The following is a 15,772-nucleotide window of genomic DNA, read 5'->3' as shown; positions in this document are numbered from 1 at the left end:
TTACATACTCGTGATTTTGTTTATGTCACAGCTGAATTGGATTTCGATTTTACACTATATCCAAAAAAAACATATTCTTAAAACAAGGTTACGATTTCTTTTCAGTGGGAGAGAAAGTAAAAAAATTTTTGTCGAATAGAAGATCTGTTGATGATAAATTAGTTATCAAAATATGGATAAATCATGACTCCTAAATCACTGAGTAGAAAAACAGCGATTATAATAGGAGCTTCAAGTGGAATCGGTTATGCCACGGCTCTTGCCCTTGCCAGTGAAGGAGCGAACATCGTAGTGGGCGCTCGCAGGATAGAACGGTTGAATAATCTTGTACAAAAAATAGAATCGATTGGATCGGCTGCATTAGCGATCCGCACTAACGTCAGAGAACTCAACGATGTTGAAAATCTTGTTTTGGGAGCTAAAAAAAAGTTTGGTGGTGTGGATATCTTTATTAATAGTGCGGGAATAATGCCCCTTTCTCTGATGAGAAAAATGAGAGTGGGCGAATGGCTCAATACTATTGATATTAACCTTAAAGGAGCCATTCATGGGATAGCAGCAATACTGCCTACCTTTCTTGAGCAAAAATACGGTCATCTCGTCTTTGTTTCCAGCATCGCTTCTCGAAAAGTTTTCCCGGGTTCAACTCTATATTCAGCTTCAGCAGCAGCCATTCGGACCCTAGCCGAAGGATTAAGATTGGAACTTTCCTCCTATGATCAAATAAAAATTTGCCTTGTGGAAACAGGCTATGTACAAACCGAGATTTTTGACACGATTGAAGATGAGGAAATTAAAAGATCACTCCTTACTGAGCTTGATCATTTTCCTTTGCTTAAGCCCGAAGAAGTTGCCTCGGCTATCCTCTATGCTCTTCTTCAGCCTTTACACGTCGACATTAATGAAATAGTGATTAGGCCAACTACAGAAACTATTTAAAATAGTCAGCTTGCTTTTTCCCCATTATTTCATCATTATGCCCCCCCTTTTACGGGAAGCCATTTTTCTTCTCCAGAAGAAAGAATATTGGCTGATAAATCCAGCGAATATCATTCCTTATTTATGTTCGGGAGGCAAAAGCGCATACAGTTTTTTTAATTCCTGTAGGCTTTCTTTAGAGCAAACAAGAATTGCATGATCGGATTCTATAACGACTGTATCTTTTACACCACATAGGGCAATCAATTTTGAATGGGACACAACGATGTTTTTCTCTGAGCCATATGAACAAACTTTTCCTTTTATCCTGTTTCCCTTTTCATCATTCTCTAAATACGCAGCCACCGATATCCAACTTCCTAAATCATCCCAGTCAAATTCCGCTTCTATTGCAAATATTTTATCGGTTTTTTCCATCAAAGCATAATCAATAGATATCTGTGGTAATCTTTTGAATTGTTTTTCCCATCCAGACGAATCTTTCAGATAATCAAGAACAAATCGATAGAGTGGAGAGACCCATTTATGTGTTTCCTCTAAAAATGTTTTGACTGACCATACAAACATTCCTGAATTCCAGCCATAATTTCCTTCCTCAATATAGCCTTGGGCACGTTCAGCAGTTGGTTTTTCCACAAATTGTACAACAGGGAAAAATTTTTCATTGTTTTTTACACAATATCTTGATTTATCAAGCTTGAGGTAACCAAATTCGGTAGCGGGAAACTTGGGTGGAATAGAAAAAGTAACAATACAGTTCTCATCCTGAGCAAACCTTAAGGAAGAGAGAATTTGTCTTCTAAATATTTCTTTATTTTCTATTTTGCTATCCGCAGGCAATAAAACAATAACGGCTTGCTCAGACTCCTTTGCAGCTATGGCCGTGGCCAAAGTAACGGCTGCAGCCGTGTCTTTTTTTTCAGGTTCAGGAATAATTCTTCGAAGTGGAAAATCGGGCAACGTTTTTTCAATGAGAGAAAGTTGGTTGCTGTTGGTCAAAATATAGAGATGATCCTCTGGAACTAAATTCTTAACCCTATCTAGGGTTTCTTCGAGAAGTGTTTTATTTGCGAAAAAAGTAATCAAATGCTTTGGAGCATCTGCCCGGCTCACCGGCCAGAATCGTTCTCCACTTCCCCCAGCTAAAATAAAAACAAAATAGTTATCCACAAATATTCTACGATTTCTAAAATTAGAAATACAAAAAATTCTTTTGATCCAAAAAAAATCAATCTTTTATAAAGATATCCTTTTTCTCTTTGATCCTTAAAGGTTCTTTTATATCAAAATACAGGTTGCGCATGACTATACTTTGACGGATACCCTCACCGATCTCTATACCATTCAGTCCATGTTCAAACCAATTATGATCTATAAGGAGATCTTTGCCCACTACAGCCTGAGTGGAAATACCCTCTCCATTATGGTCAACCCCTACAACAATACGATGCCCAAAGGCAAGGCGATTTGATCTTAACACTGCTGCGCGGATTGTTTCAAAAGGGGCCTCCTTATTAGAATCCATTTGCTTGTCTATAAGAAAACCTAGCGCTCCAAAATCCAAGCTTTTAATTCTCAAATCCAGAGGGTCTTCAGTCCTAACGGCAGGATAATTCACTGCTACATCCAAGATATTATTAATCCATTGTATAAAATATCCTCCTTCAGCAATCATTCCTCCAGATCTCTTCACCTGATTTCCATCAAAAATGACATCATAGCCAAATCGACTCAAAGGAAAGAGAAACCTACAATCTTGCCCCTGATTTTCGAAAAAAATCGATCTACCTTCCCACTGATAAAAAAGCAAAAGACTTGAAAAATCTGGGGCTACATCCCATGGCCTATCAATGCTAATCGTATTAGCATTTTGAGCAGTTACTTGGCGGAGTTGTCCGGCCCCCTTACCTGAGACCACAAGGACATCCAGACCCACAAGACCAGGGAGAAGATTTTTTTCTGAAACTTTGGTTTCAGCCTTTTCCGAAGACACAACAGAACATACAAAAGGACTACTCCAAGGAAGAAGATAGACAGAAAGCTCTTTATCCTGGGACAAAGAAGCTCCAGAATCGATTGACACTTTATGCTCGTTGTTTGCGATTACCTTTCTTGCTATAGGTTCTTTGTGATCCTCGACAATAAGGAGTTGTTGATTAACCAAAGAATCTTTAGCAAAAGTCCCTTCTTTAAGAATAAGTTCATTGCCAACCGCTGTCGCTTTAAGAGGTTGATGCCTTGTTAAAGTATTTTCTTTTTTCTTCCCCATGAGAAATCCAAGATTACAAGACAAAGCCAATCGATTTCCTCGACCAAACTCAGAAAATTGATTATGGGCAACATACATGTACCTCAAAGGAGAAAGTCTCCTATAAAAAGCTGATTCATCAGAAAACCAGTTATCTTCAACAAATAACTTTTCTCCTCCGATTTCAGTTAAACAAAATGCCCCCATCGGGTTATAAAAGCTATTTTGTGTTATGCGGCCGTTTTTTAAATGCACAGCTCTCTGCCTACAACCAATAATCTCACATCCAGAAATTTCAACATTTGCAAGGCTGCCAAGTGCAAGTGCAAAACCAAGTCCAGGAGAAGGGACCAATCCCCATTTTAATATTTTCCATTGAGGACTATTGAGGATACCATCCTGGGGATACCCATAGAAAGGGAAAAACTGAATGCGGATATTGCGCAAAAAGACATCTGATGCACTACCCGTTGGAGCAGAGGGTCCTCCTTTAAAAAGGGAGGATAGATCTTCCCAGTCCTTTGCATTTCCCAGAACTTCTTCATCCTTAAGAATAGAACGATCAACCAAAACTCGTTTAGCATTTCTGACACTTATCGACAACTCTTCCAATGCAAACTGTCCTGAAGAAACAAAGGCTGCGGGAATAAAATCCTCTTCCCCATGAGGTTCATTCTCAGGCCAGCTTAACCATGAAAAATCCACCCCATCCCCTTCCAGTAATGTTTTTGGAGGAATATAAAAACTTCCTTTGACCTTGTATATTCCTGCCGGAATATAGACTATGGCTCCTCCATTGGACTCCGCAGCCTTGAGAACTTTCCGTAAAGCTTCTGAATCATCACTTTTGCCATCACCTTTTGCTCCATACTCCCTAATACTGAGAATCTTAGAAGGCCATGAGGCCGGGTTAACCACCCTAAGCAAGAAAGGTTCGCTCCATCCCGATTGGCCTCCATGACCATTATGGATCAACAAGTCGTATTCACCGGTTGAGAGGGTTTCTGGAATCTTAACCCGACAGCAATATTTTTCGACTTCAATGACCTCCAAAAAAAGAGATTGGTTGCTTTTCTTGGCTGTCACCATCACCTTTACTCTCTGAGCGTCTTCTGGGGATAAAAGAATATTGTGTCCAATGATACATAATTCCGATCCAGGATAAGTCTCATCTTGTTTTAAACCGGGAAGAAGCCTACTTGGCTGGCACCATTCTATTCTGGGTCGGTTAATCAAAAATTGATTTTCGGCTATCTCCACGCCAAATATTCCAGGGGGAAATACTGCGGGGATCTCAAATTTTATAGACTGTTCAGTAACCTGCATCGGGCTAACCGTTACCCTTTTTTCCTTGGAAAAAGAAAAAGGAACATAACCCGTTTTGGGATCCTCATCGGGTAATGCCCAAAGAAATATTTCTTCTTTGGGAGCAAATCCCCAACCATATACTATAACTCCATCTGCGGGTTCGACCGGTTCAGATACCCAGAAGGTGCTTGATCGAGCATAAACAAAAAATGTAGAATAATAAAAGCAACAAAAAGAGATAAAACCTAAAATTAAAATTTTATTTAAGTTTAACAAGATCTCCTCCCCTTCTTATTGCCCTTATATTTTTATAAGATCTTTATCTATAAACAAGATAATACCTTACGAAAGAATTTTTCTGTTTTTCTCTGATCTCCTTTTCTCTATTTTAAAAATAACATTATGGAAAAAGCGGATTGTATAATTATCGGAGCAGGCATTGCAGGAGCATCTGTTGGCTTTCATCTTGCTCAAAAAGGCCTTTCAGTCATTATCCTGGAAAAAGAGTCTTCTGCTGGATATCATTCCACGGGAAGATCGGCTGTTTTTTTTCGAGGTAGTCATGGACTTCCCCATGTAAGAATCCTAACTTGGGCAAGCAAAAAATTTTTTGAATCACCTCCCGAAATTTTTCAACATCCTCTCACAACTCCGAGAATGGCGTTGTTTATTGCAAGAAAAGAAAAAAAAGAACTTTTAGAAAAATGGTTTTTGAAAAACCAATCCCCTGAACTTTCTCTAAGGAAAATTTCGGTTGAGGAGGCCCTTGAGTTTGTTCCGATTTTAAAAAAGGAATCTGTAGACGGAGGAGGGATCATAGAAACCACTGGAAAGGATATCCATCAACCTGAGTTGCTTCAAGGCTACCTTAAAGGGGTGATCCAAAATGGAGGGAAGATTTATTTCAATACTCCTGTAAGCCATATCGAAAAACAACAAATCGGTTGGAGGGTAGAAGGAGCAAAAGGACTGTATGTCGGCAATGTCCTTATCAATGCAGCGGGAGCTTGGGCAGATGAGGTAGCAAAACAGGCTTCAATAAAACCCTTAGGTATTGTACCTAAAAAAAGAACCGTAATTACTTTTGACCCACCACCAGATTATTCCATTATACATTGGCCTATGGTTATTGAGATCGGTGAAGAGTTTTATTTTAAACCCCATCACAATGAAATATTGGCTTCTCCAGCTGATCAAACCCCATCAATACCTTGTGATGCCAAACCCGACGAATCCGACTGCATGCTAGCTCAAAAAAGGATAGAAAAAGCAACTCGGCTTAAAATTCAAAAGATAAATCGAAAATGGGCTGGGCTTCGTTCTTTTGTCAAAGACCAAATTCCGGTCATTGGTTTTGATCCAGAGAAAGCCGGTTTTTTTTGGGTAGCTGCTCTGGGTGGTTCGGGCATAGAAACTTCTCCAGCAGTTGGAGAAATATCCTCATGTCTAATCACCAGTGAAGCCCTCCCCGATCATTATTCCCACCTTAACATCGAGCTTGAACACTACTCGCCGATCCGGTTAAAACAAGAATAGATTGTTGGCTAAAGATAAACTTTTGTTCCTAAAAGAGATAAAAAAAGAGACATCCAACGTGGATGAGCAGGCCAACCAGGAGCCGTAACAAGGTTTTGATCTATTACTGCATCCTCAAAATCTACGGAAACATATTCAGCTCCACTCAAATTAACCTCCGGTCCTACAGCAGGATAAGCCGTAAGACGATAGCCAGATAGTACTTTTGATGCGGTCAGCAACTGGATACCATGACATATTGCTGCCACTGGCTTTTTCTGTTCAAAAAAATGACGAATTATTTCAATCACCTTTGGATAGAGTCGCAAATATTCCGGTGCTCGACCTCCAGGAAGAACCAGGCCGTCATATTCTTGAGGGACCACTTTTTCAAAATCCGCATTAAGAACAAAATAATGTCCCCTTTTTTCTGAATAGGTCTGTTCTGCCTCAAAATCATGAATGGCAGTGATTATCTTCTGGCCCTTTGTTCTGCCAGGACAGACCACATCCACCTTATGCCCTATGGCACAAAGGAATTGAAAAGGCACCATGACTTCATAATCTTCTGCAAAATCCCCAACAATCATCAAAATCTTTTTTTCTGCCATAATCTTTTACACTTTCATGAGATCCTTTTCTTTTGTTGCTAAAATGTGATCAATCTTTTCTATATACTCATCAGTTATTTTTTGAATTTCTTTTTCCGCTCGCTCTAGTTCATCCTCGCTGAGATGAGCATCCTTCTCTAGCTTTTTCAGTTCTTCCATACAATGACGACGAATCGCTCTAATACCGACTCTACCCTCTTCAGAAAGCTTTCTAGCTACCTTTATCAACTCTAGTCTTCTTTCTTCTGATAAAGGGGGAATAGGGATTCTTATCATTTTGGCATCTACAGCAGGATTTAAGCCAAGTTTTGATTCCTCTATCGCTTTACGTATTGGTTCAACAAGGGTCAGATCCCACGGTTGAACAATAAGTAAACTCACATCCGGGGCTGTAATGGCGGCAAGATCCCTTAATTTCATGTGAGTCTCATAAGCCTCTACGGATATATTGGATATCATTTCTGGATTCGCTTTGCCAGAACGCAAGGAAGCAAGCTCAACACGGGTTTTCTCAACAGCCTTTTCCATTTTCTCTTCTGCCTCTAACAAAACATCTTCTACACTCATAGTCATCCCCTTTCAAACTCCGACAATTTAATATTATAATAAAGAATTAAAATAAACTCTATCTTCTTATTAAACTCTTCTCATGGTCCGAGACCAATGTTCCAACTGGATCTCCAAAAATAACCGCTTTGAGATTACCTGGTTTAAACATGTCAAAGACCACAATAGGGATGTGATTATCCATGCACAAAGAAAAGGCTGTTGAATCCATAATTAATAGCCTGTTTTGGATCGCATCAAGGTAGGTCAAGTGTTCATATCGTTTTGCTTTAGGGTTAATTTTGGGATCACTATCATAGACCCCCTCAACCTTTGTTGCTTTGAGAATAACCTGTGCTTCAATTTCACTGGCTCTTAAAGCGGCAGCTGTATCTGTAGAAAAAAAGGGATTACCTGTGCCGGCAACAAAAATAACGATTCTTCCCTTTTCTAAGTGCCTGATTGCTCTTCTTCGAATAAAAGGTTCAGCCACATTTTTCACTTCTATAGCTGTTTGAACCCGAGTGGGAATACCTAAATGCTCCAGAGCCCCTTGCAAGGCCAATCCATTGATTATTGTAGCCAACATCCCCATGTAGTCGGCCGTAGGTCTATCCAAAAATTCAGAACCCGCAGCCATTGATCCTCTCCATATGTTACCCCCTCCAATCACGATACCAATTCCTACCCCTAAACTGTAAATTTCAGCAATCTGTTGGGCAATTTTACGTGCCACTTCTAGATCTAAATGGTCTGATTCACCCGATAAGACTTCACCACTGAGTTTTAAAAGAATTCTTTTGTAAACAGGAGTCCTGTTCCGATCATCAAGAAATTCCATATCTTTGCCTTTTTGAAGTTAAGACATCTTCCTAAAGTTAAAAATAAAAGTCGATCTAAAATAGATCTCGTTTCAAAACCTCTCCAGACTATCCTCCCCTCAATACTTTCTTTTTTCGTTTTGTTTTCCTTTCTCCTAAAGGAATAAAAGAAAAATCCGCTGACGGTTCTTTTCCCTCTTTTAACCTTCTTTTAAGTTCTTCTATCTGATCACGGAAAAGAGCTGCTTTTTCAAATTCCAGTTTTGCAGAGGCTTCGATCATGGCAGCCCCCAGTTCCTTTATCAACTCCATATAATCACTTTTAGTCTGGATATCCTTAAAAGTGAAGGCTTCTTTCTCTTCAGCTCTTATCAACCCATGAAGACTGACCAACTCCTTTGCTCTCACACTCTTTGGTGTTATGCCATGTTGCTCGTTATACTTTAACTGTTTGTTTCTTCGATAATTGGTGACGGCGATAAGCTTTTTAATCGATTGAGTCAAGTTGTCTGCATAAAGTATGACTTTACCCTTTTCATGACGAGCAGCTCGTCCAGCAATCTGAATAAGAGATTTTTCAGATCTTAAATATCCTTCCTTATCCGCATCAAGAATACATACTAGTGAAACTTCAGGCAGGTCTAGTCCCTCTCTTAAGAGATTTATGCCCACTAGAACATCACAACCTCCAGACCTAAGTTCACGTAATATCTCAACCCTTTCAATCGCATCAAGCTCAGAATGAAGATAACGAACTTTGAAACCTAACTCTCTAAGATAATCTGATAAATCTTCAGCAGTTTGCTTTGTCAGTGTCAGCACAAGTACTCTTTGGCCTTCTTTTATCCGTAAAGAGCTCTCTTTGATCACGTCGTCTATTTGACCTTCAAGGGGGCGCACTTCAACTTCAGGATCTAATAACCCAGTAGGCCTGATAATTTGCTCGATGACCCTCCCTTCTGTCTTTCTCAATTCATATTCTCCAGGAGTAGCAGAAACATAAATCAGCTGTCCAATTTTAGCTTCAAACTCAGAAAAGGATAGAGGCCTATTGTCTAAGGCTGAAGGCAGTCTAAAACCATGCTCCACAAGAGTCCTTTTCCTTGACATATCTCCTTCATACATACCTTGAATCTGAGGAATGGTTGCATGACTTTCATCGATAACGGTCAAAAAATCTTGGGGGAAGAAATCAAGCAAAGTATAGGGAGCAGAACCCGCAGCTCGTCCACTCAAATGCCGACTATAATTTTCAATCCCATTACAAAAACCCAGTTCCTCAAGCATTTCCAAGTCATTCTCCGTCCTTAACTTCAATCTTTGAGCCTCTAACAGTTTACCCTTGGATTCAAGTTCGGCTATACGTTCGTCGAGTTCCTGTCGAATCGATCTAATGGCTCTTTTTAATTTTTCCGACGTTGTTACAAAGTGACTCGCTGGGAATATCAACTCTTTCTGAAGACGACATACACTTCTTCCTGTCTGCAGTTCAAATTCCGTGATCCGTTCAATCCGATTTCCAAAAAATTCTATCCTCAGACCTCGATCGGGAGAAACATGACAAATTTCAACCACATCCCCTCTTACCCGAAATTTTCCTCGAGTCAGCTGAAAATCGTTTCTTTCATAAAGCATCTCTACAAGCAGTGCCAAAAATTGATTCCTTGAGATGCTTTGCCCAACCTCTATTTGGCAACACAAACTCTCGTAGTCCTCCGGTGAACCTAAACCATAAATACAGGAAACACTGGCAACAACGATAACATCCCGGCGCGTGAGCAAAGAGTTTGTCGCCGAAAGCCTTAATCTTTCTATTTCCACATTGACACTCGAATCTTTCTCGATGTAAGTGTCTGTGCTAGGAATATAAGCTTCAGGCTGGTAGTAATCGAAATAGGATACAAAATATTCAACAGCAGCATCAGGGAAAAATTGCTTATATTCGCTATATAATTGTGCAGCAAGGGTTTTATTGTGACAAATGATCAGGGTTGGTTTTTGGACTTTTTCAATGCATTTGGCAATGGTAAAAGTCTTTCCCGAACCTGTTACACCAAGTAGCACCTGATGTTTTTTCCCCGCTTTAATCCCCTCAGAAAGTTCTTCTATGGCTTTTCCCTGATCCCCACAAGGTTCAAAAGGAGAAACAACCTTAAATTTTCTATCTAAATTTTTTTCAAACATAACCCGTGCCGATTAAAGTCCTGAATTAGTCAATACTTCATGGCCCTTGCCAGGGGTTTCCTTCCGAGACTCCCTCAACAGTGAACAAACATCCCAATCAGACAATTGACTGAAATTTTCATACCATTGACCTACACCAAAAAACTCTTCTGGAGTCATTAATATGATCACTTTATCGGCAACTTTTTTCATTTCTTCAAAGGCACGAGGCGGAGCAACAGGAACAGCAACCACAATTTCTTTTGGAGAAAGCTTTCTTATAGCCGCTACCGCCGCTCGGATCGTAGAACCTGTAGCTATGCCATCATCCACCAAAATAACTCTTTTATTCTCGAGTAATAGAGGGGGAAGTTCTCTCCGATAAAGATTTTCCCTTCTATGCAATTCCTGGAGTTCTCGAGCCGTTACTTCCCTGATCGTTTCTTCATCAATGTTCAAAGAGTTGATCACCGCCTGGTTTAAAACTTGAATTCCACCCGAAGCGATGGCTCCCATGGCAAGCTCCTCTTGCCATGGAACGCCAATTTTTCTCACCACAAAAATGTCTAAAGGCAGTTTAAGAATCTTGGAAATAACAAAGCCTACTTCTACACCTCCTCGAGGCAAAGCCAATACAACGACGTCCGGTTTGCCCCCATACTCAAGAAGCTCTTCAGCTAACAATATTCCCGCTTCTTTTCTATCCAAAAATATTCTATAAGGCATTTTTTAATACAATTTAAAACAAAGAACTCTGCTTTTCTACCCTTTTGCTTGCTCTTTTTTCTTTTCCTTCTTCTTATCCAAAATAACGAAAAGGTTGAAGGAATTTTATCGCATCCTCTCCTATGGCTAAATGTATTGTTAGCCCTCCAGGGATTTCTTAACGGTAAGAGCATTTTCCGCAGCCCACCCCATTGCAGTATTATTAAAAAAGATATAGATTTCTTCAGCTCCTTCTTCGACAAGCTCTTTTACCGTAGTCAGAATTTCTTTCATTTCATCAGGGGTATAAAAATGATAGAACCACTGTTTTCTGCCATGAAGCCGGATATAACCGATTGTCGAAGTCAAGATAGGACGTATTCGGACTAAAGGAGAGTCAGCAATACAGTAGATAGCTTTTTTCTCTTTTAAAAGATCTAAAAGAAAAGATACATCTCCTTTAGTTCTAAATTCTACAGCTACTTTTGAAGGATCAGGAAAAGCATCTAAAGCCTGTTCTAATCTCTTTTTGTCTAGCGGGAATTTGGGAGAAAGTTGCAGTAGATAGAGTCCTCTTTTTTCACCCAGTGCTGAAGAGAGTTCACAAAAATTGGAAATCAGCTCTCCGACATTCTGTAAAAGATGCAAATGGCTAATTATTCTAGGCACTTTCAACACAAAACGGAAGCCTTGGGGAGAATTTTTTGCCCAACGTTCATAAGTCGATTGAGGGAAAGTCCTATAAAAAGTAGCATTGATTTCAACTGTATTGAATATCTTGCAGTAATAATCAAACCAACGGGATGAAGATAAATCTTCGGGGTAAAAAGTCCCTTTCCATTCTTGATAATTCCACCCCGAGGTTCCAATCCAAAATTTTGGAAGCTTTTTTGACTCTTTGTGCATCATTGACTCAGATTTCTCCAAATAATCTGAATATTTATTCTCTTCCCTTTTAGGGTTAATCTAAAAATAAAGCTTACCGACGGTGTCGTCTAGATGAAGCAAGAAAAGATTATTTAAAAGAGCGAATTGTTTACTCCTTAAGGAAAACTAACAGAGATGATTTCATTTTTGTTCTCTACCCCAATAATTTTCAGTGGCCCATGATTTGCCGAGACCAAGATGCCCTGGCCCTTTTTGTAAAGACTGTTTTCAATGCGTATCCTCCCTTCACAAACAAAGAGGTACATAAAAGAATCTCCATGCATTGGGTGAAAGGAAGCTTGCTCAAAGCCAAGTTCAATTCTTTTAACAGCAAAGTTATTTTCTAAAATGAAGATTTCTTCGGGAGAAAGCAGTTTAGGGCTATAGGGGGAAAGCGATAATGAAAGCATGGCTTCTTGGTTATGGATGGGCCGGGACAATCCTTCTTTGTTTTTTCTTTCCCAATCATAAATGCGAAAAGTAGTATCCGAATTTTCCTGGATTTCAAGTATCAGGTTACCTCCTCCAATAGCATGGATCTGACCTGAACGCACTAAAAGACCATGAGAACGCAAGGTTGGAATTTTGTTTATATAAGCAATTATTTCTTTTTTACCTATGATTTCGGCTAATTGATCAGCAAAGATCTGCTCCTTAAATCCAAGATAAACAAAAGAACCTGGACAGGCATCCAGGAAAAACCAGAACTCTGTTTTCTTTTCCCAACCAAAACTCTTTGCTGTTTCAGCATCAGGATGAACTTGAATACTCGTTGGCAGCTGGCAATCCAAGATTTTAACGATCAGTGGAAAACGAGATCCCGATGGAGATTTCTTTCCGAATATCTCCTTTTTTTTGTTGATCCAAAGCTCGTGGAGATTATGCAAGGAACCATAGGGATATTCAAGGACACTCAGCTCTTCTTCCCTATCGACCAGTTCCCAAACCTCTCCAACTTGGGATATCTCTTGACTTTCCTGTTTCGAATAAAGGAGCTTGATGCGATCACCACCCCATATTTTTTTTTTGTAGATTGGCTTAAACTGCAAAATCGCCATAAAAGAAAACAAAGATTGATAAGATTAAAAAAATAAATAGATATTTGTTAAATTTATTTTATGTATGATATACCCTAAAATGGAACAAGTTAAAAATAATGTGATCAGCAGAACCAATCCTTACCTTGCTTCTATATCTGAAAATAGTTTGCTTACAAAAGAAGGTTCGGAAAAAGAGACCCGGCATATCGTTATCGATATTAAAGGCAGTGGGCTGAACTATCAGGTTGGAGACTCTCTAGGCATCTTCCCTTCTAACCCTCCCTTTATTGTTGATCAGATATTGGAAAGTTTATCCCTCGACCCTGAAGAAGAAGTTGTCTTTCAAAATACAAAACTTCCCCTTAAGGAGTTCCTTTCAAAGCATGTTGTGTTAACACGAGTAACCAAAAAATTTGTACAGCTTTTAGCGCAAAAAGTTTCCTCCCCTTCAGCAAGAACAAGGCTTGAAGAGATTTTACAAAATGAAAAAGAACTAGAGTTTTATTTATGGGGAAAAGATTACTTGGATTTTTTAGAAGAATTCCCTGGAGTTTCCTTCAGTAGCCATGAGCTTGTCTCTTCACTGGGCCGGATGGTTCCTCGCCTTTATTCCATAGCTTCTTCACCTCTTTTGTTTCCAGAAGAAGTGCATCTGACAGTTGCAGTAGTAAGTTATAAGGTTGCTGGAAGAATGAGGTATGGACTGGCTACAGGCTTTCTAAGTCGGTTTGTAAAAAAAGGAGTCAAAGAAATCCCTGTTTATAACCAACCTGCAAAACATTTTCATCTTCCTGAAGATCCCTTAGCCGATATCATCATGATTGGGCCTGGAACTGGGATAGCTCCTTTTCGTGCCTTTCTCCAACACCGGATGGTCGCTGGACATAGGGGAAGAAATTGGCTTTTCTTTGGTGAACAACATCAAAGTACTGATTTTCTTTACAAAGAGGAACTGCTTCATTGGTTAAATCAAGGAGTTTTAACACGGTTAGATACCGCTTTTTCTAGGGATCAATCCTACAAAGTTTATGTGCAGCATAAAATGAAAGCTTCTGCAAAAGAGCTTTGGGATTGGTTACAAAATGGAGCATATGTCTATGTTTGCGGTGATGCCAAACGCATGGCCAAGGATGTTCATCAAACACTCATCGATATAGCTAGAGAGGCTGGTGGCATGGCTCAACAAGAAGCTACCCATTATATTAATATCGTTCTGGCAAAGGAACAAAAGCGTTATCGCAAAGATGTTTATTAAGAGAAAGAGGCTTGGTAGGTTAAACTCAGCTTTTCATTTGGCTGCATAATAGGCTTGAATTTCATTCCAATAACTTTTTTGATCCAGTACCCGACGCAAATCCGAACGCATCCATAAGAGAGCTGCACTTATATTTTCAGCCACATCCATGGGTAACAATCCTTCTTTAGTTTTTCTTTTTTCTGCCGCTATGTCAGCGGATTTACCATGGATCCATACCCCGCACCGTGCAGCATCAAAGGGATCAAACCCCTGGGCGATAAGTCCAGCAATAATACCCAATAAGCTGTCTCCTGAGCCACCTGTTGATAGTCCAGGATTACCACTGGTATTGACAAACAAAGCTTTGCCCTCTTGAGCAACCAATGTTCTTACCCCTTTCAATACCAAGGTAATTTTTTTGTCTTTGACAAAAGACTTAGCTATTTCCATTCTTTCTTCAGCTGAAAATTCTTTTCTTAACAATCTTTTCATTTCACCGGGATGGGGTGTTAAAACAGCCCATTTTTTAATCTCCTCGTAGAGCTCAGGATTACGAGCAAGCAAGGTCAAACAATCGGCATCAATGACTAAAGGCTTGTCCAGCTGCATAAGGGTTCTAAAAAAAAACTCTGATTTCTTTTCTAATCCGAACCCTGGCCCCATGGCGACAACCGATGCTTGAGAAACCACTGCATCAAATAGTCGCTTATCCTCGAAAGGGAAAACAAGACATTCAGGAAAAACTTTTGTAGCGACTATTGAATAGATTTCCTGCGGGACCCCAATATAAACAAGACCTGAACCTATGCGTAGTGCAGCCTGGGCAGCCATAACAGGAGCTCCAGTATAGCCTATGGATCCACCAAAAATCACTACCCGGCCATAATTACCCTTGTGGGAATAATAGCTTCTAAAAGGGAATAGGCAAGCAAGCTCCCATCCTGTTAAGGACTCGAAACCTGAATAAGAAGGAGATTTTTCAAAAATCGGTATAATTTCGATTCTTCCCGTGAAATGAGAAAGCTCCTCTCTAAACAAAAAATCCTTACCATATCCTATTGCAATCGTTAAATCAGCGACAACAGCAAGAGAGTTGTGCTTGGAACCTTCCCAAAGACCTGTAGGACAATCCACAGCAATCGTTTCAAAAAAACACCGATTTCTCTTTTCATTAAGTTCCATTACAAGGTTAGCCAGCTCGCCCTGTAGCTCACCTTTCATGCCAATGCCAAGTATGGAGTCCAAAACATAATCAGCCTTAGTCCAGGGAGCAGGAGTTGGATATTCAAAAATGGCTAAGTCAGGAAAATTCTGAACCAATTCATCCAACTTCTTTTTGCATAAAGGTCCTAACTTGGCTCTTTCCGCTGTAAGATAAACATAAACAACCCATCCTTTTTTTAATAATTCTCTTGTTATAACAAGACCGTCTCCCCCATTGTTCCCTCTTCCAATTATAGCCAGAAGAGAACGATGCCGAGAACAATACTCCTCAACGAATGCAGCAGCCATTCTTCCTGCCCTTTCCATTAAAACCTCAGCAGGAGTACCACTCGCTATTTCCTCTTCTTCAAGTTTTCTTATCCCCTGGACATCAACTATATTCATTGTTCAAATCATTATGCTCAACGGGAGAGCTTTTTAATTTAAAATCATTCAATGTTGATCTCTATTAAGATGAACATACGACAAGCGAACAATTTTTTCTTTAT

At 39.7% G+C, this 15,772-nt stretch carries 13 protein-coding genes; 3 read left to right on the top strand and 10 right to left on the bottom strand.

Going from position 1 to position 15,772, the window contains the following annotated elements:
• The first annotated feature begins 183 nt into the window (after positions 1–183).
• On the top strand, positions 184–939 hold the full coding sequence (locus IT6_RS08495) for an SDR family oxidoreductase (protein WP_134439660.1): 756 nt from the start codon (positions 184–186) through the stop codon (positions 937–939).
• 117 nt (positions 940–1,056) lie between these two features.
• On the opposite strand, the gene IT6_RS08490 is transcribed toward IT6_RS08495, so the two are convergent.
• Together IT6_RS08490 and IT6_RS08485 are read right to left on the bottom strand one after the other, a co-directional pair.
• Positions 1,057–2,109 carry a mannose-1-phosphate guanylyltransferase gene (locus IT6_RS08490; protein WP_206826057.1) on the bottom strand — a complete coding sequence of 351 codons (1,053 nt, stop codon included), beginning with the start codon at positions 2,107–2,109 and terminating at the stop codon, positions 1,057–1,059.
• Between the two features lie 58 nt (positions 2,110–2,167).
• Positions 2,168–4,771, bottom strand: coding sequence for a glycoside hydrolase family 55 protein (locus IT6_RS08485; protein WP_242524183.1), 2,604 nt, complete (start codon positions 4,769–4,771; stop codon positions 2,168–2,170).
• A 126-nt stretch (positions 4,772–4,897) separates the two neighbouring features.
• Here IT6_RS08485 and IT6_RS08480 point away from each other — a divergent pair, with 126 nt between their 5' ends.
• A complete protein-coding gene (locus IT6_RS08480) occupies positions 4,898–6,031 on the top strand; it encodes an NAD(P)/FAD-dependent oxidoreductase (RefSeq protein ID WP_206826056.1) in 1,134 nt (377 codons plus the stop codon).
• Positions 6,032–6,039: 8 nt separating this feature from the next.
• Here the strand turns inward: IT6_RS08480 and IT6_RS08475 are convergent, their stop codons facing one another.
• The 7 genes from IT6_RS08475 to IT6_RS08445 form a co-directional block, all read right to left on the bottom strand.
• Complete coding sequence (locus IT6_RS08475) at positions 6,040–6,621, bottom strand: DJ-1/PfpI family protein (RefSeq protein WP_206826055.1); 582 nt, start codon at positions 6,619–6,621, stop codon at positions 6,040–6,042.
• Positions 6,622–6,627: 6 nt separating this feature from the next.
• Positions 6,628–7,188 (bottom strand): ribosome recycling factor, encoded by a 561-nt coding sequence (frr, locus tag IT6_RS08470; protein ID WP_134439656.1) that lies wholly within the window; start codon positions 7,186–7,188, stop codon positions 6,628–6,630.
• Between the two features lie 58 nt (positions 7,189–7,246).
• Complete coding sequence (gene pyrH, locus IT6_RS08465; protein ID WP_134439655.1) at positions 7,247–8,008, bottom strand: UMP kinase; 762 nt, start codon at positions 8,006–8,008, stop codon at positions 7,247–7,249.
• Between the two features lie 88 nt (positions 8,009–8,096).
• Positions 8,097–10,172, bottom strand: coding sequence for an excinuclease ABC subunit UvrB (gene uvrB / locus IT6_RS08460; protein WP_134439654.1), 2,076 nt, complete (start codon positions 10,170–10,172; stop codon positions 8,097–8,099).
• 12 nt (positions 10,173–10,184) lie between these two features.
• Complete coding sequence (locus IT6_RS08455) at positions 10,185–10,877, bottom strand: phosphoribosyltransferase (RefSeq protein ID WP_206826054.1); 693 nt, start codon at positions 10,875–10,877, stop codon at positions 10,185–10,187.
• A 138-nt stretch (positions 10,878–11,015) separates the two neighbouring features.
• Positions 11,016–11,765 carry a DUF72 domain-containing protein gene (locus tag IT6_RS08450; RefSeq protein ID WP_206826053.1) on the bottom strand — a complete coding sequence of 250 codons (750 nt, stop codon included), beginning with the start codon at positions 11,763–11,765 and terminating at the stop codon, positions 11,016–11,018.
• A 134-nt stretch (positions 11,766–11,899) separates the two neighbouring features.
• A complete protein-coding gene (locus IT6_RS08445; RefSeq protein ID WP_206826051.1) occupies positions 11,900–12,841 on the bottom strand; it encodes a type I phosphomannose isomerase catalytic subunit in 942 nt (313 codons plus the stop codon).
• 79 nt (positions 12,842–12,920) lie between these two features.
• Here IT6_RS08445 and IT6_RS08440 point away from each other — a divergent pair, with 79 nt between their 5' ends.
• Complete coding sequence (locus tag IT6_RS08440; protein WP_242524182.1) at positions 12,921–14,078, top strand: sulfite reductase subunit alpha; 1,158 nt, start codon at positions 12,921–12,923, stop codon at positions 14,076–14,078.
• 33 nt (positions 14,079–14,111) lie between these two features.
• On the opposite strand, the gene IT6_RS08435 is transcribed toward IT6_RS08440, so the two are convergent.
• Positions 14,112–15,668 (bottom strand): NAD(P)H-hydrate dehydratase, encoded by a 1,557-nt coding sequence (locus tag IT6_RS08435; RefSeq protein ID WP_134439649.1) that lies wholly within the window; start codon positions 15,666–15,668, stop codon positions 14,112–14,114.
• Positions 15,669–15,772 lie beyond the last annotated feature (104 nt).

It is taken from the genome of Methylacidiphilum caldifontis (genome assembly GCF_017310505.1).
Lineage (GTDB): Bacteria > Verrucomicrobiota > Verrucomicrobiia > Methylacidiphilales > Methylacidiphilaceae > Methylacidiphilum > Methylacidiphilum caldifontis.
Note: the sequence above shows the minus strand (reverse complement) of the source record. Positions and strands in the feature narration are given on the sequence as shown.